This window comes from [Clostridium] aerotolerans DSM 5434 (genome assembly GCF_000687555.1).
GTDB lineage: Bacteria > Bacillota > Clostridia > Lachnospirales > Lachnospiraceae > Lacrimispora > Lacrimispora aerotolerans.
Window position 1 is genome coordinate 229,649 of the sequence record NZ_JHWJ01000002.1, and the last position, 22,812, is coordinate 252,460.

25 protein-coding genes are annotated in these 22,812 nt (G+C 43.8%); 3 read left to right on the forward strand and 22 right to left on the reverse strand.

The genetic code is table 11. From position 1 onward, the window contains the following. Positions 1-58: 58 nt before the first annotated feature. From pap to T546_RS0103820, 7 genes are all read right to left on the reverse strand, one after another. Positions 59-1,558, reverse strand: coding sequence for a polyphosphate:AMP phosphotransferase (gene pap / locus T546_RS0103790; RefSeq protein WP_026890476.1), 1,500 nt, complete (start codon positions 1,556-1,558; stop codon positions 59-61). Positions 1,559-1,583: 25 nt separating this feature from the next. Continuing rightward, a complete protein-coding gene (locus tag T546_RS0103795) occupies positions 1,584-2,705 on the reverse strand; it encodes an aldo/keto reductase (protein WP_026890477.1) in 1,122 nt (373 codons plus the stop codon). A gap of 126 nt (positions 2,706-2,831) precedes the next feature. Continuing rightward, positions 2,832-4,151: an aspartate kinase gene (locus T546_RS0103800; RefSeq protein WP_026890478.1), complete on the reverse strand. Its 1,320-nt coding sequence runs from the start codon at positions 4,149-4,151 to the stop codon at positions 2,832-2,834. 156 nt (positions 4,152-4,307) lie between these two features. Beyond that, the gene (locus T546_RS0103805) at positions 4,308-4,895 is read right to left on the reverse strand and encodes an HD domain-containing protein (protein WP_026890479.1); all 588 of its coding nucleotides are present in this window, start codon (positions 4,893-4,895) and stop codon (positions 4,308-4,310) included. A gap of 18 nt (positions 4,896-4,913) precedes the next feature. Continuing rightward, entirely contained in the window at positions 4,914-5,375 is a 462-nt protein-coding gene (locus T546_RS0103810) for a DUF523 domain-containing protein (protein ID WP_026890480.1), read from the reverse strand. A 64-nt stretch (positions 5,376-5,439) separates the two neighbouring features. Continuing rightward, complete coding sequence (locus tag T546_RS0103815) at positions 5,440-6,024, reverse strand: ATP-dependent Clp protease proteolytic subunit (RefSeq protein WP_026890481.1); 585 nt, start codon at positions 6,022-6,024, stop codon at positions 5,440-5,442. Next, entirely contained in the window at positions 6,021-6,422 is a 402-nt protein-coding gene (locus T546_RS0103820; protein ID WP_026890482.1) for a helix-turn-helix domain-containing protein, read from the reverse strand. The genes T546_RS0103815 and T546_RS0103820 overlap by 4 nt, the downstream gene beginning before the upstream one ends. 263 nt (positions 6,423-6,685) lie before the next feature. Here T546_RS0103820 and T546_RS0103825 point away from each other — a divergent pair, with 263 nt between their 5' ends. Further along, a complete protein-coding gene (locus T546_RS0103825) occupies positions 6,686-7,885 on the forward strand; it encodes an FprA family A-type flavoprotein (protein ID WP_024836916.1) in 1,200 nt (399 codons plus the stop codon). Between the two features lie 35 nt (positions 7,886-7,920). Here the strand turns inward: T546_RS0103825 and T546_RS0103830 are convergent, their stop codons facing one another. The 6 genes from T546_RS0103830 to T546_RS0103855 form a co-directional block, all read right to left on the reverse strand. After that, positions 7,921-8,505, reverse strand: coding sequence for an accessory gene regulator ArgB-like protein (locus T546_RS0103830; RefSeq protein WP_026890483.1), 585 nt, complete (start codon positions 8,503-8,505; stop codon positions 7,921-7,923). Positions 8,506-8,517: 12 nt separating this feature from the next. Then, positions 8,518-8,664 carry a cyclic lactone autoinducer peptide gene (locus T546_RS22790; RefSeq protein WP_034597749.1) on the reverse strand — a complete coding sequence of 49 codons (147 nt, stop codon included), beginning with the start codon at positions 8,662-8,664 and terminating at the stop codon, positions 8,518-8,520. A gap of 96 nt (positions 8,665-8,760) precedes the next feature. Then, positions 8,761-9,417, reverse strand: coding sequence for a 3-oxoacid CoA-transferase subunit B (locus T546_RS0103840; protein WP_026890484.1), 657 nt, complete (start codon positions 9,415-9,417; stop codon positions 8,761-8,763). Then, the gene (locus T546_RS0103845) at positions 9,417-10,076 is read right to left on the reverse strand and encodes a CoA transferase subunit A (RefSeq protein ID WP_026890485.1); all 660 of its coding nucleotides are present in this window, start codon (positions 10,074-10,076) and stop codon (positions 9,417-9,419) included. The genes T546_RS0103840 and T546_RS0103845 overlap by 1 nt, the downstream gene beginning before the upstream one ends. After that, a complete protein-coding gene (locus T546_RS0103850; protein WP_026890486.1) occupies positions 10,066-10,836 on the reverse strand; it encodes an acetoacetate decarboxylase in 771 nt (256 codons plus the stop codon). Before T546_RS0103850 ends, T546_RS0103845 begins: the two co-directional genes overlap by 11 nt. A 30-nt stretch (positions 10,837-10,866) precedes the next feature. Further along, entirely contained in the window at positions 10,867-12,054 is a 1,188-nt protein-coding gene (locus T546_RS0103855; protein ID WP_408643054.1) for an acetyl-CoA C-acetyltransferase, read from the reverse strand. A gap of 370 nt (positions 12,055-12,424) precedes the next feature. Here T546_RS0103855 and T546_RS0103860 point away from each other — a divergent pair, with 370 nt between their 5' ends. Together T546_RS0103860 and T546_RS0103865 are read left to right on the forward strand one after the other, a co-directional pair. After that, complete coding sequence (locus T546_RS0103860; RefSeq protein ID WP_034597753.1) at positions 12,425-12,856, forward strand: GAF domain-containing protein; 432 nt, start codon at positions 12,425-12,427, stop codon at positions 12,854-12,856. A 17-nt stretch (positions 12,857-12,873) separates the two neighbouring features. Beyond that, positions 12,874-14,502 carry a thiamine pyrophosphate-binding protein gene (locus tag T546_RS0103865; RefSeq protein WP_026890489.1) on the forward strand — a complete coding sequence of 543 codons (1,629 nt, stop codon included), beginning with the start codon at positions 12,874-12,876 and terminating at the stop codon, positions 14,500-14,502. Positions 14,503-14,517: 15 nt separating this feature from the next. On the opposite strand, the gene T546_RS0103870 is transcribed toward T546_RS0103865, so the two are convergent. The 9 genes from T546_RS0103870 to T546_RS0103910 all read right to left on the reverse strand — a co-directional run bounded on the left by T546_RS0103870 (position 14,518) and on the right by T546_RS0103910 (position 22,812). After that, positions 14,518-15,828: a sensor histidine kinase gene (locus T546_RS0103870; RefSeq protein ID WP_051629587.1), complete on the reverse strand. Its 1,311-nt coding sequence runs from the start codon at positions 15,826-15,828 to the stop codon at positions 14,518-14,520. Between the two features lie 8 nt (positions 15,829-15,836). After that, on the reverse strand, positions 15,837-16,580 hold the full coding sequence (locus T546_RS0103875; protein ID WP_026890491.1) for a LytR/AlgR family response regulator transcription factor: 744 nt from the start codon (positions 16,578-16,580) through the stop codon (positions 15,837-15,839). Positions 16,581-16,771: 191 nt separating this feature from the next. Next, the gene (locus tag T546_RS0103880; protein ID WP_026890492.1) at positions 16,772-17,527 is read right to left on the reverse strand and encodes a LamB/YcsF family protein; all 756 of its coding nucleotides are present in this window, start codon (positions 17,525-17,527) and stop codon (positions 16,772-16,774) included. Positions 17,528-17,553: 26 nt separating this feature from the next. Next, a complete protein-coding gene (locus T546_RS0103885; RefSeq protein WP_026890493.1) occupies positions 17,554-18,360 on the reverse strand; it encodes a putative hydro-lyase in 807 nt (268 codons plus the stop codon). A gap of 34 nt (positions 18,361-18,394) precedes the next feature. Next, positions 18,395-19,423 carry a 5-oxoprolinase subunit C family protein gene (locus T546_RS22795; protein WP_051629589.1) on the reverse strand — a complete coding sequence of 343 codons (1,029 nt, stop codon included), beginning with the start codon at positions 19,421-19,423 and terminating at the stop codon, positions 18,395-18,397. Between the two features lie 4 nt (positions 19,424-19,427). Next, positions 19,428-20,114, reverse strand: a complete 687-nt coding sequence (pxpB, locus tag T546_RS0103895; protein WP_026890494.1) for a 5-oxoprolinase subunit PxpB — start codon at positions 20,112-20,114, stop codon at positions 19,428-19,430. A gap of 81 nt (positions 20,115-20,195) precedes the next feature. Continuing rightward, a complete protein-coding gene (locus T546_RS0103900; protein ID WP_026890495.1) occupies positions 20,196-21,260 on the reverse strand; it encodes a DUF4392 domain-containing protein in 1,065 nt (354 codons plus the stop codon). 38 nt (positions 21,261-21,298) lie between these two features. Then, positions 21,299-22,156: an aminotransferase class IV gene (locus T546_RS0103905; protein WP_026890496.1), complete on the reverse strand. Its 858-nt coding sequence runs from the start codon at positions 22,154-22,156 to the stop codon at positions 21,299-21,301. Next, the gene (locus T546_RS0103910) at positions 22,153-22,812 is read right to left on the reverse strand and encodes a cytidylate kinase-like family protein (protein WP_242842182.1); all 660 of its coding nucleotides are present in this window, start codon (positions 22,810-22,812) and stop codon (positions 22,153-22,155) included. The genes T546_RS0103905 and T546_RS0103910 overlap by 4 nt, the downstream gene beginning before the upstream one ends.

Below are 22,812 nucleotides of genomic sequence, written 5' to 3' on the forward strand. Positions count from 1 at the left end.
CTCCTGGTTCATTCACTCCTTTTCTACTTTACACGAAAATAGAATAAAATACAAGCGGTCACGGTTTTTTCTTTGACTCCATAATCTTTGCTTCCAGGGCTTCCACCACTGTTTTTAAGATCTTTACTCTGGCATAATACTTACAGTTTCCTTCTACTACGATCCAGGGAGCATAGGTGGTTGAGGTACGGACAAGCATCTCATTGACTGCTTCCTCATACTCATCCCACTTCTCTCTGTTTCTCCAGTCTTCTTCCGTTATTTTCCACTGCTTCTGAGGATTTTCCTGGCGGGCTTTAAAGCGCCGCTCCTGCTCATCCTTATCAATGTGAATCCAGAACTTTAATACCACAGCACCTGCATTGCCTATGTGGTTTTCCATCTCATTGATTTCCTGGTAAGCCTGCTTCCACTGATTTTCACTGCAAAAGCCTTCCACCCGTTCCACCAGAACACGTCCATACCAGGTACGGTCAAAGATGGCGATGTGACCTGATTGTGGCATGTGATTCCAGAACCGCCAAAGGTAATGATGGACCCGTTCTAAATCGTTTGGTGCTGATGTTGGGTATACTTTATAGCCTCTGGGGTCTAAATGACTGGTGAGACGCCTGATGGCGCCTCCTTTTCCTGCTGCATCCCAGCCTTCAAACCCAATGACTACGGGGATTTTTAACAGGTAGATCTGACTGTGGAGCTGTTCTAAGCGCTCCTGAAGCTCGTCAATTTCTCTTTTATACTCTTCCTTTGTTAAGGTCTTTGTTAAATCAACTCCGGAAAGCACTCCATTTTGATATTCCTTCGTGCGGACGGGAACTTCCTTTTCCTTTCGCTCTCCACGGATCAAACGAAGGTGGTATGCCTCCTCCAGCCGGTCTGCCACATGGGTCATGATCTTTACGGCTGCATAATCTTTATCCGTGGCTTCGATAATAGTCCAGGGAGCATAGTCCATATCCGTGTTTTCAAGCATCTCTTCACAGATGCCAATAAACCGGTCATACTCCTTATTCCTTCTCCAGTCATCGGAAGAAACTCTCCAGCTGGTACTTTTTGAGCTTTCCAGCATTTTAAACCGGGCCTTTTGCTCTTTTTTAGAAATGTAGAGAAACAGCTTGATGATGACCATGCCATCATCTGTCAGCTGGCGTTCAAAGGACTGGATATCCTTATATGCTCCCTCTATGGCGCACTCTTCTATCTTCTCGTCAAACCGCTCCATGGTCACCTGTCGGTACCAGCTCCTGTCAAAGAGAGCGATTCTTCCCTGGGCTGGAAGCTTGGTCCAGAAACGCCATAGAAACGGGCGCATCCGCTCCTCCTTGCTGGATTTGTCATTGGCATAAACATCGAAGCCTCTTGGGTCAAGGGCCTGGATCAGATGATTGATCTGGGTGCCTTTTCCCGATGCTCCCATGCCTTCGAATACAATGGAAACAGGGATATTGGCATCCTTTAGCTTTCGCTGCAGCTCTCCTAACCGTTCACTTTGTTCCTTGATCTTATCCTTGTATTCTCGTTTATCAATGGTTTTAGACAAATCGATTTTCTCTAGCATAAGCCATCCCTCCTGGATTAAGCCGTCATGCCTCCATGTGGGAAAATACCTTTGCCACTTCTGGCATGACCTGACTGATCTTTATCATCTGCGGGCACTCTTTTTCACAGCGGTGGCATGCCTTACAGCTTTCCGCATTAATGGAAATGTTCCGGTACCCTTCCACTGCTTCCTTTTCTTTATGGGCAGCTGTCATATTGTAAAGGGTGAAGATATCAGGAATAGGAAGTCCAAAGGGGCATGGAATGCAGTAGCGACAGCCAGTGCAGCCCACAAGCGCCATGGAATCGTACACTTCCTTTGCCTTTTCATACATTACCTTTTCTTCTTCCGTCACCATATGGACATGACTTCTGTCCGCAAAAGTCAAGTTTTCTTCTAACTGGGTTTCATCGCTCATTCCGCTTAGGAGCAGACTGACTTCCGGCTGATCCCATAAGAAATCAAGGGCATATTCCACACAGGATTTATCCTCCGGGAAAATCTCTTTTACGTGGGCGGCCGGTGCTGCCAGCTTACCGCCTAAAAGCGGTTCCATGATAACCACGGCAAGTCCCTTAGAAGCGGCCTCTAATAAGCCTTTTTTGCCTGCCTGATGGGTCAGATCCACATAGTTATACTGAATCTGGCAGAAATCCCATCCATCATAATAATCTAGGATATCCTGAAATACATCATATGAATCATGGAAGGAAAAACCAAGATATTTAATCTTTCCCTGTTCTCTTGCCTTTTCCATCTTTTTAACAAGATCGAATTTTTTAACCGTATCTTCAAATCGGTCTCTGCCTAAGGCATGAAGCAGATAAAAATCAATGTGGTCTGTCTGAAGCTTCTCTAACTGCTCGTCTAACACAGCTTCAAAATCCTCTTCCTTTTGAAGCTTCCAGACAGGACATTTGGTAGCCAGATACGTCTTGTCCCGGTATCCGTCAAGAAGAGCTTTTCCTACAATCCGCTCGCTTTCTCCCTGGTGATAAGGATATGCGGTATCAATGTAATTGACTCCTTCGTCAATGGCATGACGAATCATCTGAATGGCCCGTGCTTCATCTACCTGATCGTTTTCTAATACGGGAAGTCTCATGGCTCCAAACCCAAGTGCTGATACTTTCAAACCTGTTTTTCCAAATTCACGATACTGCATAATTACCCTCCGCATGTGTATTTAATACTGTAATTGTATCATATTAAGCCTGACATAAAAATACTTTTCTGGAAAAAAAGAGAGACAGGAATCACAGCTTTATAGCTGTTCGTTCCTGTCCCTTTTTTATACTTCTGTCATAATAAAGATATCGTAGATTGCCTTGATGGCTTCCTCAAAATCTGCATTCTTTACACCGATAATAATATTCAGTTCACTGGAACCCTGGTCAATCATCTTTACGTTGACCCTGGAATGAGCCAGTCCTGAGAAAATTCTTCCGGCAGTCCCTCTGGTCGCTTTCATTCCACGACCGACCACCGCGATTAATGCAAGATCTGATTCCATTTCAACAAAATCCGGTTCCACAGCCCGATGGATTCCTGCGATCACAGACTGCTCAAATTCTTCAAATTCGGATTGATGAACAAAGATGGTCATGGTATCAATGCCAGATGGCATATGCTCAAAGGAAACGCCGTACCGCTCAAATACCTCTAAAACCTTTCTCCCAAAGCCAACCTCAGTATTCATCATGGCCTTTTCAATATTAATGGAGCAGAACCCTTTTTTACCTGCGATTCCAGTAATGGTGTAATTGGGCTTTCTGCAGGTGCTTTCCACAATTAAGGTTCCCTTATCCTCCGGCTTATTGGTGTTTCGGATATTAATGGGGATACCTTCTTTTCTTACGGGGAAAATGGCATCCTCATGAAGCACGCTTGCGCCCATGTAAGCCAGTTCCCTGAGTTCTCTGTATGTAATGGTCTCAATGACTTCAGGATTTTTAATGATTCTAGGATCAGCTACCAGAAAACCAGATACATCGGTCCAGTTCTCATACATATCTGCATGAATGGCCTTTGCTACAATAGAACCTGTGATATCAGAGCCGCCTCTGGAAAAAGTCTTAATGGTCCCATCCTTCTTCGCTCCGTAAAAGCCTGGAATGACTGCCCTTTCTGTATGACCAAGACGCTCTCCCAGCTCCTTGTCTGTAAGGTCTGCTAAAAAGGCTCCGTCCTCATCAAAAAAGATAACGTCTGCTGCGTCGATAAATTCGTAGCCCAAATACTCTGCCATAACGAGGCCGTTTAAATATTCACCTCTGGAAGCCGCATAATCCTTTCCAGCCTTCTTAAGGAAATTCTCTTCGATGGTGGAAAATTCAAAATCTAAGTTCAGGTTTAAATTAAGACCGTCAATGATCTCATCGTACCGTTCTCTGATCTTTTCCAAAATCTTTTTATAGCTTTTTCCCTGTGATGCTGCTTCGTAGCACTGATACAGCATATCAGTTACTTTTTCGTCCTTGTCACTACGCTTTCCAGGTGCGGAAGGTACCACATATCGCCTGCTTTTGTCTTCCCGAATGATATCTCCAACCTTTTTAAACTGCTTCGCGCTGGCCAAAGAGCTGCCTCCGAATTTCACAACTTTTTTCATAGCGTCTCTCTCCTCTGATACAGGTTATTATCTGGATATTTAACGGAAATAATATCCCAATTACTTTCTGATGTCAAGCATTTTTCGAATTTATTGCATAATTTTCCATTTTCATGAATAAATAATCGAATAAATAATCTTTTACTGTCCTAATTCTTAAGAAAGTTGTTCCAGTTCTGCGTTTACACTCTCTTCACAGGAACGCATGGCGAGAATGGTCTTTTCAAACAAATCCTCCAGGGTCCAGCCAAGAGCCTGTGCGCCGTCTGTTATTACATCTCTGGAGCAGCCGGCCGCAAACTTTTTATCCTTGAATTTTTTCTTTAAGCTTGAAACCTCCATATCCATGACACTCTTTGAGGGACGCATTCTGGCTGCGGCACCAATGAGACCTGTAAGCTCATCAGCAGCAAACAATATCTTTTCCATCTCATGCTCTGGCTTTGTATCCACGCAGATACCGTAGCCATGGCTTACAATGGCATGGACAAGCTCTTCTTCTGCCCCGATTTCAGAGAGAAGCTCCGGAGCTTTTTTGCAGTGCTCCTCCGGGAATACTTCAAAATCCACATCATGAAGAAGCCCTGCAAGCCCCCAGAACTCTTCCTCTTCGGAATAGCCCATTTCTCTTGCATACCACCGCATGACTCCTTCTACGGTCAGTCCGTGAAGCAGATGGAAGGGTTCCTTGTTATACTTCATAAGCAGTTTCAGCGCTTCTGGTCTTGTAATTGCTGTTTTCATCCTATTCGTCTCCTTTTCCTAACGTTCCGTGTTCCTTGTAAATTCTCTCTGGGTGTTGCTTTCCCCTGTTACCTGGATTCCGTTCTCTTCTAAGAGCGCGGCTGTCATGCCGCTGCCGCCTGTCCTTGTTCCGGTAAAAGTACCGTCGTAAATGATTCCATGACCGCAGGAAGGGCTTCGCTCCTTTAATATGGCCCGTTTGCAGCCATAAAGCGTTCCGACTCTGAGGGTTTCTTCTGCCCCTCGTTTAAAATACTCCGTGACGTCCTGCCCCTGATCATTTTTTACAGACCCATCCGCTTGCCTCTCTGCCGGCAGACGGGGCGTCATTAAGCCACCTAACTGCTCCGGGCAGACTGGAATCAGATTATAATCTTTCATCAGCGATACCACTTCTTCTCGTTTGCCGTTACCGCCGTCATAGCGGCAATTCACTCCCAAAAGGCATGCGCTTACCAGTATGTTTTCCTTATCCTCCATCTTTAAGCCTCCTTTTATAAATCTTACTGTAGCAAAAAAAAGAAAGAGGTTCAATCCCTCCTTCTTATTTTCGTTCCACAATTTCATCTATAATCCCATAATCTTTGGCTTCCTGGGCCGTCATATAATGATCCCGGTCGGTATCCCGGTCAATCTCTTCTATGGTGTGCCCTGTATTTTCTGCCATGATCCGGTTAAGCTTAAGCTTATCTGATTCCAGCTTTTTCGTAAAAATGGAGATATCCGTTGCTTTTCCTCCGATGTTCTGGACTGCCACCTGATGAATCATGATTTCAGCATTGGGAAGGGCAAACCGCTTCCCCTTTGTTCCTCCTGCCAGAAGGAATGCACCGTAGCTTGCTGCAAAGCCAAGACAGATGGTGGAGACGTCACATTTGATGTGTCTCATGGTATCGTAAATGGCAAAGCCTGCTGTGACCGAACCGCCAGGGCAATTAATATAAAAGGAGATATCCTTAGACGGATCCTCTGCTTCCAGAAAAAGAAGCTGGGCGACGATAAGTCTAGCCGATTCATCACTGACCTCTTCTCCTAAAAAGATGATCCGCTCTTTTAACAGGCGGGAAAAGATATCATAGCTCCGTTCTCCTGCCGACGTTCTCTCAATGACATATGGCACAAAACTCATGCTGCGCACCTCCAGTTTCCTGTTTCTCTGGAAACAATCTCCACCGTTCTAAGTTCCTTACAGATTCCTTTTTCTCTGTACGTCTTTGGCGTACATCCGTATTCCTTTTTAAAGGCCAGAGAGAATGCCTGCTGGGACTGATAGGATGCCTCCAGGGCGATGTCAGCAATGGATCTTTCTTCTTCCATAATAAGCTTTTTAGCGGCCTCAGAAAGCCTTCGTTCCTTAATATAGCGGTGCAGGGTACACCCGGTCACTTCACAAAACATGCGGTTTAGATGAAACCGGGAATATCCGGCTCTCTTTGCAATGGTCTCCAGATCCAGTCCTTCCTCCAAAGACAATTGGGTTTCCACATATTCAATTACATTTTTAACGGTCCTTTTCTTACCTTCCATGTTCCACCTCCATCTTATGCCTCTCATTATATCAGCCAATAAATTTTTTGTCTTAATAAAAAATGCGGTTATTTTCAGCTTTTTTCCGTAAAATAGTTGGATACAGCCCATCATTTGAACCGGATAGAGAGAAAATTCATCAAGAGGGGCTTAATAATAGTAAATCCTACTATTTTTGTAGAAAAAACAATGACATTTCCTTTTAAATATAGTATACTTTTAATTGACAAGATATATCGAACGAAAGAAAGGAAGGCTGCAACATGTATTGTGTAAAAAAAATCAACGACGATCTATTCTGGGTCGGGGGAAGTGACCGCCGTCTGGCTCTGTTCGAAAATGCTTACCCGATTCCGAGAGGAATTTCCTATAATTCTTATGTCCTGCTTGACGAAAAGACGGTTCTTTTCGATACCGTAGACCGTGCCATTACCGGACAATTTTTGGAAAATGTGGAAGCTGTGCTGGATGGAAGGGATTTGGATTATATTATTGTCAATCATATGGAGCCAGATCATTGTGCTACCTTAGGAGAGATTGTAAGAAGATATCCAGATGTAAAGGTCGTATGCAATGCAAAGACCGTTCCCATCATTAACCAGTTTTATGAATTCGGTGTTGATTCCAGAGCAATTATTGTAAAGGAAGGAGATACCTTAAGTACCGGTAAGCATAACTTTACCTTTTATCTTGCTCCCATGGTCCATTGGCCGGAGGTTATGGTTACCTTTGATACAACAGATAAGATCCTTTTTTCAGCCGATGCCTTCGGTACCTTTGGCGCTATGAACGGGAATTTATTTGCAGATGAATTGAATTTTGAACGGGACTGGCTTGATGATTCCAGAAGATATTATTCCAATATCGTTGGCAAATATGGTCCGTCTGCCATGACTCTTTTAAAGAAGGTGGCTCCACTTGATATTCAGATTCTCTGTCCACTTCATGGTCCGGTATGGCGCTCCGATATTAACTGGTACGTGGATAAGTACTTGACCTGGAGCAGCTATGAGCCAGAGGATAAGGCAGTTATGATTGTTTATGGTTCCATTTACGGCAACACAGAGAACGCTGCTAATATCCTTGCCAGCCGTCTGGCAGACAGGGGCGTGAAGAACATCGTTGTTTATGATGTATCCGTCACACATGCCTCTATTCTCATTTCAGAAGCGTTCCGGTGCAGTCACCTGGTATTTGCCTCTGCTACCTATAACAGCGGTATTTTCAGCAACATGGAACACCTTCTTATGGATATGAAGGCCCATAACGTGCAGAACCGAACCGTTGCTCTTATGGAGAATGGGACCTGGGGTATTACTGCAGGAAAGAAGATGGCTGAAATCATCTCCGGCATGAAGAATATGACTATTCTTGATGATATGGTCACCATCAAATCTTCTGTCAAAGAAGATCAGCTTGTGGATATCGCAGCTCTTGCTGATGCCATTGTAAAGACCTTATAATTCTTAACATACAAAAAACCCTCCCAGGATACAGCTCATTTAAGCTGTTCCCAGGAGGGTTTTTGATTTCTTATCTTTTGAAGCACCAGTAAGAATGCAGCGGCATAGATTCCCCATCTGATGAGACCTCCAATGTTTATGTAATGAATCACAGTTAATATCATACAGCCTGTATTTGCCAGAATCAGGATAATTCTTGCTTTTTTCCTATAGTATATCTTTTCTTTCTCATCCAGTCTCTTATTCTCATTATCAGCCGGACTTAAGAAAAATATGATGCAGTCACATAAGGCCAATAATCCCCACAACAAGAACTGATTGATTTCCATCTGAGATAACAAAAGAATGATTGAAATATAACAGCAGGAAAACAGATAGCATCCTGTTTTTGTCTTTGCATGATATCCCCCTGCACTTCTTCTTAATGGTATTAATACGCATCCAATCACGATTAACTCCGGCACTAAATGAAAGCATGCTGCAATCCATAAATATGAAATACAATGAGCGATCTTTAAGATCAGACACTCCATTCCAAATTTATAAAGCTCTCCATCTTCCTCCGAAATAATCTGATGGAATACCAGCTTTTTGGTAAACCATATTTCCCATGGTATCATCCTGAAATCACCTTAGAATTTTCTTAATTTCTTTGCATTTTCAGGTAGTTTTGGCTGGTAGCCAATGAAAAAGCAGGAACTGTTTGCTTCTGTTTTCGCAGAACTTAAGATTACTTTTGATGCCAGTTTGAGTGATAATTTTTTTAACTCATCCTTCATTTTGACGCCTCCATTCTTTTTTCTTATTAAGAATATATGACTTCTTCCCAGCATTATTCAAAACCTAATACAATCTTAAGATTTTGACCGTGTATCTTAAACTTCCATCACTTTTAAACTGGGAGAAACGATCAAAGGAGCTTCTGTCTGATTCTGTACATCTTCTACAGAAATGCCGGGAGCAATTTCTTTTAACAACAAACCTTTACCTGGTACAACGTCAATAACTGCCATATCCGTCACAATGGTCTTAGCCACATGAGCTGCGGTCAGAGGAAGTCTGCATTTACGAAGTATCTTCGGTGATCCGTTCTTATTGATGTGCTCCATAGCCAGAATGACTTTTTTAGCGCCTACCACCAGATCCATGGCTCCGCCCATTCCCGGCACCTTTTTGCCTGGAATCATCCAGTTGGCAACATTTCCTTCTGAATCAACCTCCAGTGCTCCTAATACCGTAACATCTACGTGGCCGCCCCGTATGATGCTAAAGGAGAAAGAGCTGTCAAAGAAGCTGGCCCCCTCTACAGTGGTCACGTAATTTCCGCCTGCATCAATACAATTAGGACTCTCATTACCCTCTCCGGCATTTGGTCCCACGCCAAGGATACCATTTTCCGCTTCCAGCATAACATGAACATCTTCCGGTATGTAATTTGCCACCATGGTAGGCATTCCTATCCCAAGGTTGACGACATCACCATCTTTTAATTCCTTTGCCACTCGCTTCGCAATAAATTCTCTCTTATCCATTATAATCCCACCTTTACTATGGCATTTACAAAGATTCCAGGAACATTAATATGATTTGGCTCAAGCGTACCAGTCTTTACCACCTCATCTACCTCAGCAACTACATAATCAGCCGCCGTAGCCATGACAATATTAAAGTTACGGGAGGAACCTCTGATGATTAAGTTTCCCTCTTCATCGGCCTTTTCTGCCTTTATAAAGGCCACATTAGCCTTTAAGGGCATTTCAAGAAGATATTCTTTTCCCTCGATCTCCAGCTTCTTTTTTCCTTCCTCCACTATGGTACCTACGCCAACAGGAGTTAAAACACCTCCAAGTCCTGCACCGCCTGAACGGATTTTCTCTGCCAGGGTTCCCTGAGGAAACAGCTTTACCTCTGCTTCTCCTGTCATAAGAAGTCTTCCTGTCTCCGGATTGGCACCGATATAGGAAGCAAAGATACGGCTGACTCTTCCGCTTTTTACCAGTTGATAGATGGATAAATCCTTGGTTCCTGTATCATTGGATATGATGGTCAAGTCCTTGGCAGGATTGGTGTTTAACAGTGTATTCACCAGATGCTCCGGATGACCTCCTGCCAAAAATCCGCCCACCATGATGGCATCTCCGTTTTTTACTATTTCTACTGCTTCTCTGGCTGTCATCAATTTACTTTTCATGATTGATACCTCCTTTGCTTTCTTCTAAGTAATCATACAAAACACTTCCATAGGGAAGGGTAAGATCTGCGATAAAATGCTTTCCTTCCAGGCATTTCTTTATGGGAAGGTCTGCCACCGGTGCATTGACATGAGGCGTCAGACTCAGTCTTGCAGGCCCTGACCAGGCACCCTTTACTGTGATGTCTTCCAGTTCATAGGATACCAGCTGAGCGATCTTAGGACTTCCGTCCACGTCGGGAATCAGCTTTAAGTTCACCTGGGTCTTTCCTATGGTTTTAGCAACTGCCTGATGATCAAGAGTGTTATATTTAAAGGGCATGGTTCCCATTGCCACAAGAACGTTATTATAGATCAAGGTGCCAGTGAGAGTTTCTGTCTCCTCCACCTTTAGAGTGGGATGACCCCATTTTTTAGGAAATCCCCAGACTTCCCGGCCTCCAAGAATGGCGGGACCATTGTTTAAATACATCTGAGAAATAAAGTTACAAGGTTCTCCGTGATAGAGGCAGGGAATGACGACTCCGCTTTCTTCGTAGGAACCTAAGCCAGAGGAATCCGGCATTTTGATCCATTCATAGACCACTGTATTGCTCCCGTCCGGCTCCAGGGGCTCCGGGACAGCCTGACGAATAATTTCCGGGTCGGATTCATAGGTGACGGTAAAGAATTCACGGTTTATGAACCGGCAGGGAGGACGGCCGTAGCTGGCACTTGCAGCCGGCATGGATTGTAAGGATAAAATATCTTCTTTCTTCATACACATCTTCCTTTCTTTGTATTATGTATTTTAAATAGCAGCGTTTTCTACCAGCATGGCAATTCCCATGCCTCCTCCGATACATAAGGAAGCTACACCATAATGAGCGGATCTGCGCGTCATTTCATGAATGAGAGTGACCAGTATTCTGGCTCCGCTGGCCCCTAAGGGATGGCCGATTGCAATGGCTCCTCCATTGACATTGATTTTTGATGAGGGTATTTCCAGTTCTCTTGTGGCAGCCACTGACTGAGAAGCGAATGCTTCATTGATTTCAAAAAGATCAATATCCCCTACGGTAAGTCCCTGTCTTTTCAGTAAGGTGTCCACTGCCTTTAATGGTCCCATTCCCATATATGCAGGATCAATGCCCACCAGGGAGTACCCCTTAATGTAAGCTTCCGGTTTTAATCCATGCTCCCTGCATGCCTCATCTGATGCTACAAGCATGGCTGCTGCGCCATCGCTGATCGGGGAGGCATTACCGGCTGTGACAGTTCCATCTGGCCGGAATACGGTTCTTAAGGTGGTTAGCTTTTCTACTGTAGTATCTGCTCTTACGTGTTCATCTTCGTTAAAGAGGATTTCTTCCTTCTTCTTTTTGATGGTTACTGGTACGATTTGTCCGTCGAATACGTGATTCTTCTGTGCTTCTGCTGCTTTTTTATTGCTCTCATAAGCAAATTCATCCTGTTCCTGTCTTGTTACGTGATATTTTTCAGCAACATTTTCCGCGGTAAGACCCATATGATAATCGTTGATGGCACAGGTAAGGCCGTCTCCCACCAGGCTATCCACCAGCTCACCGCTTCCAAGGCGGTAGCCGTTTCTTGCATTTCTCAAAAGGTAGGGAGCACTAGACATATTCTCCATTCCTCCTGCCAATACGATGCTCCCCTGTTCCGCCAGGATGGAATTGTATGCGAGGGCTACTGCGTGAAGGCCGGAGCCGCACACGGTATTAATTGTTGATGCTGGCACTTTAACTGGGATTCCTGCTTTTATTGCAGCCTGCCGGGCCGGATTCTGACCATTGCCAGCCTGAAGGACATTGCCCATATAAACTTCGTTAATGAAAGAACTATTTACATTACTTTGATTCAGACACGCTTTTATAACGGTTGCCCCCAATTCCGTGGCACTTATGGTGGAAAGAGTACCATTAAAGGATCCAACTGCAGTTCTTAAAGGACTTACTAACGCTATTTTTTTCATAATCATTCATTCCTTTCATTTATTCGTTTGTCAGTTACCAAGATGAAACAATGATTTCAAATGTGAGACTTCCATTCAAAAATAAGCGATGTAGAATGGTTTTTATCTGCTCCTTTCTGTTGTCAATTGAATTACAAACGTATTTTGCTACTCTTAAAGTTTGATTTCAATACAAGTGGCATAACTTACAGTTTTTGTTGTATGACTGACAGAAAAAGGAGCATTCGGAGCATAAGTTTCTTAAATCTATGGTTTAAAGTTCTTAATAAATAACTGGAAGCATATATTAAAAATCGGTATGATAATCAGAAGCTTCAGACCTTAAAAAGTAATCTTAAATCCAACTGCATAGGACGAAATAAGGGGGAATTATATGGACATCTTTCGCTTAAAAGAATTGTTTCAGAAGCTTTATGAAGCTACAAATGTAGCTGATATTGGCTGCCATATGATCTTAAATGGACGTTTAAAGCCCGTTTATAAGACTGAAACCGATCAACTTGGAATGGAGAGATGGAGAACCATACATGAAGAAAATCCTGTATTGATTAAGAATACTCCCATACTAAAGCAGATCATGAATGATAAGAAACCACTTTCCATCTACGACACCAAACATGATTCCAGATCAGCGGAAGAATTTTTTCTTTTTGGAGTTGATAGTGTCATGATCCTACCATTTGTAAGAAAGGAAGAGGTAAACGCAATTATCTCCATCGTATCCATTGGAAAACTTCACCGTTTTACAAAAGAAGAAATGGATGTCTGCATGAAGCTTATAATTGATTATTTAGAATATTTATAATTCAGGGGGAAATGACTATGAGAATAGCAAATGAAATTTTATTATACTTAAAAAATTCAGGAGTAAATCATATCTTCGGAATACCGGCTGGTACAATCAGTCCTCTTTTTGATGCTTTAAACGACGTTTCTATAAAGCCCATTGTTGCCAAAAATGAAGGTGGAGCTGCTTATATGGCTGCCCGATATGCCAGTGTAACTCAAAAGCTTTCGGTGTGTATGGGCGCCAGCTGCGTAGGTGCCAATAATATGATGAATGGTGTGGGAGATGCCTACAGGGGGAAGGCTCCTGTCCTGTTTATTACCGGCTATGTCCACAGATGGCAGATTGGTAAGGGCGCCATACAGGAGCTTAATACCGAAGAAATCTTCAGGCCCATTACAAAATACAGCAAAACAATCTTAAAGGAAGAAGATGTGATGAAGGAGCTGGCTTTTGCAATCAGGACCGCCTTAACTGCTCCCATGGGACCGGTCCATTTATCCATTCCAATGGACATACAGATGGCTGAGATACCTGATGACATGCCTGACTTTAAAGCACCAATTTATGGTTCTTCCCCAGAAGCGCAAGTAATGCTTTCTAAGGCCTGTAAGGTTATAGAGGAGGCAAATAAGGGGCTGATTCTCGTTGGAAAAGGAGCAAGAGGAAGCTCTCACCTGGTAAAAGAATTAAGCTTGCATCTTAACTGGCCGATTATAACGACTCCAAGTGGAAAAGGCGTAATCTCTCATGATTTTCCTTTAAACTTAGGTAATTACGGCTTTGCCAGCACAGATGCCGCTCTTTCTTATGTGAACGATTCCGCTGTTGACTGCCTTCTCGTTCTTGGTTCCAGTTTGGGCGAGTGCTCCACCAATAACTTTAACAAAGCTCTCACAGAGGGAAAAACTGTCATTCATATTGACTGGGACAAAAAAGAGCTTGGAAAGGTTTATGAGACTCAGGTCAAAGTCAATGCCGACTTAGCTGAGGCTTTGCCCTACCTCATTCAGAATACCAGGGCATCAAAAAAAGAACGGGTTCAAAGAGGAGTCATTAACCACTCGTCCCCTATCTCCTGTACCGGAGTCAGCCTTAAGAAATTTATGGAAGAGTTACCAAAATACATGCCATGCGATACCTTTTACGTTACAGATATGGGGGAGTTTATTAATTATATCTTAAAGTATTTAGAGATACCTGAGGCAGGAGATTTTGAGGTGAATTTAAACTATGGTTCTATGGGAAATGCCATTGGAGGAGCCATTGGCGTACAGACTGCTTATCCAGAAAGAAATGTAGCTGTTTTTGCAGGCGACGGGTGCTTTTTTATGAACGGCATGGAGGTACTGACAGCAGCAGAATATGAGCTGCCCATTATTTATTTTATTATTAACAATGCCATGCTGGGCTTCGTAGAGCATGGTCATGAATTTCTCTTTCAAAGAATTGTTGAGGATTTTCACCAGAAAAGAATCCCCATCGCAGACATGATGGCAGCCTGCGGCTTAAAGACCATGGTCATCGACGACAACAGTCAGATCGCGCAGCTTCCAGAATTCTTAAAGGACAGAAAAGGCCCGGTCATCATAGAGATTATGACAGACGGAAGCGAGCCATCTCCAAACGGTGACCGGTTAAAATCTCTGCAAAATCAAAAATAGCAGCAGAACCCTCTATTATAAATTAAAAATGATTTTACAGCTGAATTTTTTATTCGATTCCTCTAAGACCATGCTGCCGTCATACTTTTTTATGATATTTTCCACATTCAGCAGACCAATACCATGGTTTTTACCCTTTCTTGATACGGGCTTTCCCATATACCACTTTTCAATGGGCATGGTACGGTTGGTAATGTTAATGACAATGAATTCATTGTATTTGTCCAGCTTCATATCTATGAATCTGTTGTTCGGGACCATGTCGCACGCCTCGATTGCATTATCCAGCAGATTTCCAAAAACAGTGGTGACTTCAATGGGTTCCATGAAGCTTAAATCAACAGCCCCGATTTCCAAGTTAAATTCAATGGAATGAAGGCTTGCTATTCGTTTCTTATCATTTAGCAATACGTTTAATATGGGATTATTGGTGTAATCCTCCAGGGAAAGAGGCATGAGCATCTGACCGATTTCCCTGGCATAGGTTCTGGCCGTGTCATGTTCTTTTGCCTCATACATGGATTCAATCATATTCAAATGTTTATTGACATCATGGAGAATTTTAATGGATTCATTGTATTTCTCTTCCTGATCTTCGTAGAACTCATATTGAAGGGTTGACTGCTGCTCCAAGAGCTTTAATTTTATCTTAAGCTGGCTGTTTTCCTCCACGAATCTGGCAAAATAAGAAAAATAAAGATCGGCAATCAAAATACACCCCATATTAACGAGAATCAATATGTGGTCCTTCTGGCTGTTTACCTTGGATATGACAAGAAAGATAACAGCTAAATTGGCAACGCTGTATAAGATAACAATAATCTCGATGAGGCATTGGGTCCTGTTAAACGTCCGGCCTGCCTCTTCCTTCCAAAGCTTTGCTATGATCTGATAATAAGAAATCAGTACAAACAATTTGGAAAAGGTGATTTCCATGCTTTTGGCCATAATAGGCTCTACGTTATGTATCTGAAACTTCCATAAGATATAGTCTAAAACTTCAACTCCTACTGCCTCGCATATGGATAAAATTAAAATTAATACGGTAACATCCACCAGCCGGTGTATCACCTTTTTATTGATATGATGAAACAGAAAAAGATTGACTGTGCCAGGAAGAACGATCCAGCTTAAGATATTTATAATGGGATTATTTAATAAGTTAAGACATACAAGGGCAAGAAAGACCCCTGTTTTTACAAAGAAATATAAGTAACGTTTTTGATAGATTCGCTCATTTCTTTCTTCTATGAATTGAAATACAATAACAATGTTGACCAGACATGAAATGATGGATCCATATATAAAAATAATGTAACCTTCCATCTCTTCTCCTAAATCGAATTCTGTATAAATGTATTTAATTTTTTTCTAAACTCTGCGGATCGTTTCTGTGAAACAGGTATGATATCGTTATTATTTAAAAAAACTTCGTAGCCTTTTATCTTTTTCACATGTCGTAAATTTACTAAAAAACACTGGTGGCAGGTTTCAAAATTATGTAACTGCATCTTGTCTGCCAGATCTTTCATTTTATCCTTAAAGAAATATTCTTCCTTTTCCAGTTTGATTTTTATCTTTCTATTAAAGTATTCAAAATAAAAAATATCATCTACTTCAAAATCCTTGATTCTGCTTTCCAGTTCCCCTTTTTCTGTTATCTCCATAATCTCAAATGCCACGGTTTCTTTATCCTCGTGTTCTTCCTGAATGCAGGATAAGATCTCATCCAGCTGACGGTCTATCTTATCCTTTGTAACAGGCTTCACTAAATATGCAAACGCATGAACCCGGTTCACAGCCTGCTTGCAAAACTGTTTATAGCTGGTGGTATAAATAATTTTTAAACCTCTGTTAGATTCTCTTATTTTCTTGCCTACCTCTATTCCATTCATTCCGCCTAATGCAATATCAAGAAATAATACATCAAACGCCTCACTGGATTCAAGCAGCTCTTCTCCCGAGCAATACTTCTTGATCTCATAAGAAAATGGGCTCTGGCTCATGTAACCGTTCACCAACGTTTCTAATTTTTCCGCATCCTTCCTGTCATCGTCACAAATAGTTATAGAAAGCATCCATAATACCCTCCTGTCATATACATAAAGTTCCGTTTGTGCCAATATTTTGTCAAGTTTTTTGCATACTGCCGATTATTACTTCTATAGGCAGAGCTTCTGTCGATGGTATCTTTTGACTCTGTTAATATATTAACACAATTTCCACAGAAATTACCAATATGTAATAAATAACCCTTTGCAAGTAATTATTAAAACCCTTTTACTTCAATTCCCTTTACGGCAAGCTCCTCCCGAATCCTTTTCACAAAGGCTAGAGCGTTTCTGCCATCCCCATGAACACAGACGGAATCAGCCTTTATGGAAATATCCTCCCCGCTAATGGCTCTTACCCTGCCTTCCTTTGCCATGCGGACCACCTGCTTTACTGCTGCTTCTTTCTCTTCAATCACAGCTCCCTTATGGCTTCTTGAAACAAGGGTTCCATCTCTTTCGTAAGCCCTGTCTGCAAATACCTCGCTGGCAGAAGAAATTCCGCAATCCCTGGCTGCCCGGAGCATCTCACTTCCGCTTAAGGCCAGGAGCACCAGACTGTCATCCACGTCATGGATGGCTTCGCAGATGGCCGCTGCCAGTTTGTAGTCCACGGCTGCCATGTTATACAAGGCTCCATGGGGCTTGACATGATAAAGGTGTATGGAAGCGCTGTCACAAAATGCTTTTAATGCCCCGATCTGATAGGTGACACATGCCTTAACTTCTTTTGGAGACAGATTCATGTTTCTTCTGCCGAATCCATTTAAATCCGGAAATCCAGGATGGGCCCCCGGCCTTACTCCGTGTACTTTACAAAGTGCGACGGTACGTTCCATAATAAGCGGATCTCCTCCGTGAAATCCGCATGCAATGTTTGCTGAGGTAATAAGCGGAAGAATCTCTTCATCCATACCCATCTTGTAGGCTCCGAAGCTTTCTCCCAAATCGCAGTTCAAATCAATGGTTGGCATATTTCTTCTCCTTTCCTTTACAGGTGTCAGCTATATTTAAGAACCGTGTTCTTCACATCGGTAATAAACATATGTCCTGGTGCATGGGTCATGGCAAAGGACGGCTGGCTGTTCATTAAAACAGCCTGAGGCGTAACGCCGCATGGCCAGAATACCGGAATTTCTCCTTCCTTCACCGTTACCGGATCGCCGTAATCAGGGGTCGTTAAGTCCTTAATTCCAATGAGTTTCGGGTATCCGATATGTATGGGAGCACCGTGTACCTTTGGCATGGCGGCGGTCACCGAAACGGCTGCCGGAACCTGACTATGAGGTATGGGCCTCATGCTGACCACCATAGTTCCGGAGAAAACTCCGGCAGAGGTGCATGGAATATTGGTGTTGTACATGGGAACATTGACCCCTTCTTCTATCTGCCTTACGGGTATGCCTGCTTCTAAAAGCTCCGCTTCAAAGGAGAAGCTGCACCCGATGAGAAAGCTTATGAGCCTGCCCTTTGTTTTCTGGTATTCATCAAACAACGAGGAGATATCTGTCGGTTCTCCCGTGCAGATTCCATTTTCATAAATCCGGTATCTGGGAATGTCTCTTGTAAGATCACTGCCTTTTGCCGTTATGGGAAATGACTTACTGCCTGCATCCGATACCTCTAATAAGGGACAGGCTCTGGGATTTCTCTGACAGAACAGCAAAAAATCCCAGGAAAGCTCTTCCGGAAGTATGACCAGATTTCCCTGAGCATACCCGTTGCACATTCCGGTGGTAGGACTATCTATCACTCCTTCCCGTATCAGTGATCTTACCTGCCATGGCTTACTTTCTGCATAATCCATATAGTTTCTTCCTTTCATACTGAATCGTTCTATCTTACTTATCTGCCACTGGCAGGAACCTCTTACAGGCAGCTACAAGCCTTTGTTCCTCTCTCCGGCAGATATTCACTGCCTCCTGTGGAGTTACAAACTGAAATGTCACCCATTCTCCGGGACGTAACTGAGCCAGGGCTGGAATGTCCGTGGAAATTACTGTTGCTATCTTAGCATAGCCTCCTGTTGTCTGGTGGTCTGACATCATCACCATGGGAAGACCAGAGGCTGAAACCTGTACCGAGCCTTCTACGATTCCGTCAGATATGATATCCGCTCCCTGTATCATATCAATTACAGGACCTTCCAGCCTGCAGGCCATGCGGTCACAGTCACTGGATAGCCGGTAAGGATTGCGAAGAAAGGTCCTCACTCCCTCCTCTGTGAATGCCTGAATCTGCGGCCCTTCTACTGCCCGTAGAAGTACATATTCCTCTGTCCCATAATAGCGTTTGGGAGTAGACGATCTTTGAAGCAATGGCTGTTCTGCGTTAGGCGCAGATCCCTTTCCATTTCCCTGGATGCTTTGCCAAAGGGCTCTTACCTCTTCTGCCGATTTTCCGGTAGGGAGAATATCTCCCTGCTTTAATACTCTACCATGAAAGCCTCCAAGCCTGCATTTTAAATTGGTGGAACGGCTTCCCATAACGAGAGGAACATCAACACCTCCATACACAGCCAGGTAAGTCCTTAAGCCCTCTTTCGCAAGGGAAAGGGTGAGCACATCCCCTTCCTCCGCACAAACTGGTTCATACATAGGAACCGGGGTTCCATTTAAGAAAGGCTCCATGTCTGCGCCGGCCAAAGAGAACACCTCAGGGGAGGTGAAACGAATTTCTCCCCCCCTTAACGTAAATTCCACCACAGCGGCCCTACATTCTCCCTCTAAATTACCGGCCAGGAGATTGGAGAGTCTCATGGAATATTTATCACAGGCTCCGCTTTCCTGAAAGCCCTGGCTTTGATATCCTCTTCTTCCCAAATCCTGTACCGTTGACAATGCTCCCGGCTGTAAGATTTCTAATGCCACTTAGTCACCTCATTTCCTGTGTCCGGCTGATTTCATCAAATTCCTTTTGATCTATTGGAACAAACCGGATGGAGTCACCCGCCTTATAAAGCTTTTCTTCTCTCATCTGAAGCTCAAAAAGCCGAAGAGGAGTCCGCCCGATCAGCTGCCAGCCGCCGGGTGACTCCATGGGGTATATTCCAGTCTGCTCTCCTCCGATTCCCACTGACCCTGCCGGAATAACAGTTCTTGGCACGGAAAGCCTTGGAGCATTGATCCGGGGATCCATGCCTCCAAGATAGGGAAATCCTGGCAGAAAGCCAAGCATATAGATGCGGTAGTCCCTGCCGGAATGAATGTGAACTACCTCGTCTTCCCTTAAGCCGGTATGCTCTGATACAAAGGAAAGGTCTGGTCCGTATATTCCTCCGTAGCAGACTGGTATTTCGATTAATTTCCCTGAATCCGTTTCTTCCTTCTCTTCCACTTCCTGTAAGGCTAAAAGGTATTTAGATACCTGTTCATAATCAGTAATCAGGGGATTGTAATAAACAAGAAGAGAAGAAAAGGCAGGGACTGTCTCTATGATTCCTTCCGTCTTGGAGGAAAGTACCTTCCGGTTCAGTTCCATAACCCTTCGGTTCGTTGCTTCATCAATGGAATTTCCCAGCTCCGCAAGTACCCCACGGTCTCCAACTGCCTTAAGTATCATAATGCCCCTCTCCTTTCTTTATAATAAATCGCTTACTTGCTCTGAACCTATCCCGCCTTCACGTTAGCGGTGATTTTCCTGCTACCGAAAGAATCCTTTGGCAATGACGGGAGCAAACCAGTGCTCTGAATTGCCGGAGTACCGAACGGCATAGGCTGTACACTGACGCATCAGACTAAGGATACCTGTATTCATTCGGGTATTAAAGCCATCAATTCCGGGTAAAAGAGAACCTGTCATGTCCACCAGACCGCTCCTTGAAGCCACCCGCATCACCTCTGCCTCCATCTCTTCCCGGTGAAGAATCTCCATATCCCGCTTTAGATAGGCAATGGCAGCCATCATGGCGTAACAGCCCCAGTCCGAGCAGGTGGCTGTTATGATATGATCGGTGCTGCTGGCAGAAAGAATCCCTCCCTTGCAGCCACAGATGCATTCCTCCGGTCCGGTAAAGGGGACGTATTTGGTGATGTGGCTGGCAATGGCGCCCATGCCGATTTCATTTCCAAGATCACCGATTGCAATGTTTAAGACTCCGGCAGCCCGAAGCATCTCCCATAGGATATCGCTCTTGGCTTCCAGGGCTGTCACATCCCGTCCTGCTGCGTTATGGTAGACTCCCAGATGATTAGCTCCCGGTGCTTCCACGGAAATAACGGCTGTGGGCATGGCCTCTCTCATGAGCCACTCTCCGTCTATTTCTGCCCGCTTGGAATTTTTCGTAAAGGCAGCCACTCCCATGCTGTAGGGAAGGTCTCTTACTACCTTTAAATCTTCGTAGATATGAAGACCTACCACTCCGGCGCACTTTTTCACCGGTTCCACGCAATCCTCAGGGCAGAGGATGACAGGCTTTGCCCCAAATGCCAGAACCAGCGATCTTGCCAGAAGAATGGAGCTTACCATTCCATCCATTTCCGGCTGCTTATGGGGAAGGAGTACAAATCCTGTGAGAATATAGACAAAATCATCTTCCTTCACTGTGTTGCACAAGCTTTCCGCCGCACTCATGGCAAGAGGCTCTCCCATGTAAGCACGGCTTCCTGCATAGAGGATCCTGCATACCCCGTATCCCCTGGGGTCTAAGTTCATTAAAGAATCCAGGTTTTCTCCGACGTTTCTTTTTTCCAGCTCTGCTCGTTCCATCATACCCTCCCGAATGTCATACCAACGTGTGATAAGGATCAGTCAAACAGGCTATTCTTTCCCGTATAGGAAAGATATTCGCTGATGACCTCATTCTGTATCCGGGATAAGGAAACAGGGTCCTTTCCTCCTACCGGTTTGCCGTCGATTAGATTTGCATGGAGGCAGAAATTAGAGGAGGAGGTCACGATGATCTCGTCTGCGTCCATAAGCTCTGATAAGGTAAAGGGGCGTTCGATTACCGCAATTCCCAGCCGATAGCAGGCAGATATCATATGGGTCTTAGAAATTCCGCGGAGAATCATGGTGTCATTGGGATGAGAGTAGAAAACTCCACCTTTTAAGATAGAAACATTGCTGTGAGCGCATTCCGTCACAATATCTCCCCGGTGGAAAATGGTCTCATCGGCTCCTGCTTCCTTTGCCTTCTGAGAGGCTATCACAGATGGAATGAGATTTAAGGTCTTGATGTTGCAGTGATAAAATCTGGTATCCTCTCTGGTGATGAGTTTAATGGGGACATCAGGATCATTTAACTTATTGGGGCGGATCATGACCCACAGCTTACCGGTCATATCGTCTCCATAAGTATGATTCCTGGCACCTGCTCCCCTGGTCACCTGCCAGTATACGAAATGAGTTTCTCCCTCCACCATGGAAAGCAGACTGGTCAAAAGCTCTCCGAATTCCTTTTTCTCCATGGGAATCTTAATATCCAGAGCCTTTGCACTGGAATAAAAACGGTCCAGATGATCCTCTAAGAGATAAACCTTGTGGTTGCCTCCCACGGAAGCATCATAGACTCCGTCTCCAAAGAAATGAACCCTGTCGTTAAATGGCACGGTAAGTTCCTCTGGCGTTCCGATTGTTCCATCATAGTAAGCAAGTTCTTTCATAGTTTCACCTTCTTTTCCGTAATGACACCAAATCTTAATCTTATGTATTCCTCAATTAACTCCACACATTGCTTTAGCCCCAGGCGCTCCGTATTGAGACACAGGTCATAATTTAGGGGATTTTTCCACTGCCTTCCGGTATGATACATATAGTAGGAGTTTCTGTATGTATCCAGCTGATCCACATATTTTTCTGCCTGCGGCTTTTTAATCCCCTGGCGCTCCATCTCTCGATTTATTCTGAATTCATAGGGAGCATCGAGAAAGACTGATACCACATTTGGTTCATCCTTTAATATAAAGTCAGCAGCTCTGCCGATACACACATAGGATTCCTGTATGAGCAATTCCTTAAGTACCTTAGCCTGATAATTAAACAGATTCTGATCCGATAAGAAATTTCCGCTCTCCGGTGGTATGACCTCTCCATTATACACCCTTTTAGAAGCACGGTATAGAAATGTTTTCCTTGTATTTTCGTCTGCTTCTGCAAAAATTCTCTCATTGATTCCGCTGTCCTCTGAGGCAAGGCGAAGAAGCTTCCGGTCATAAAGGTCAATGCCGTAATCCATAGCCAGCTCTTTACCGATCAAGCTTCCTCCGCTTCCACAGGTACGGGTTATGGCCACTGCAAAATAGTTGCTGTCATCCATCAT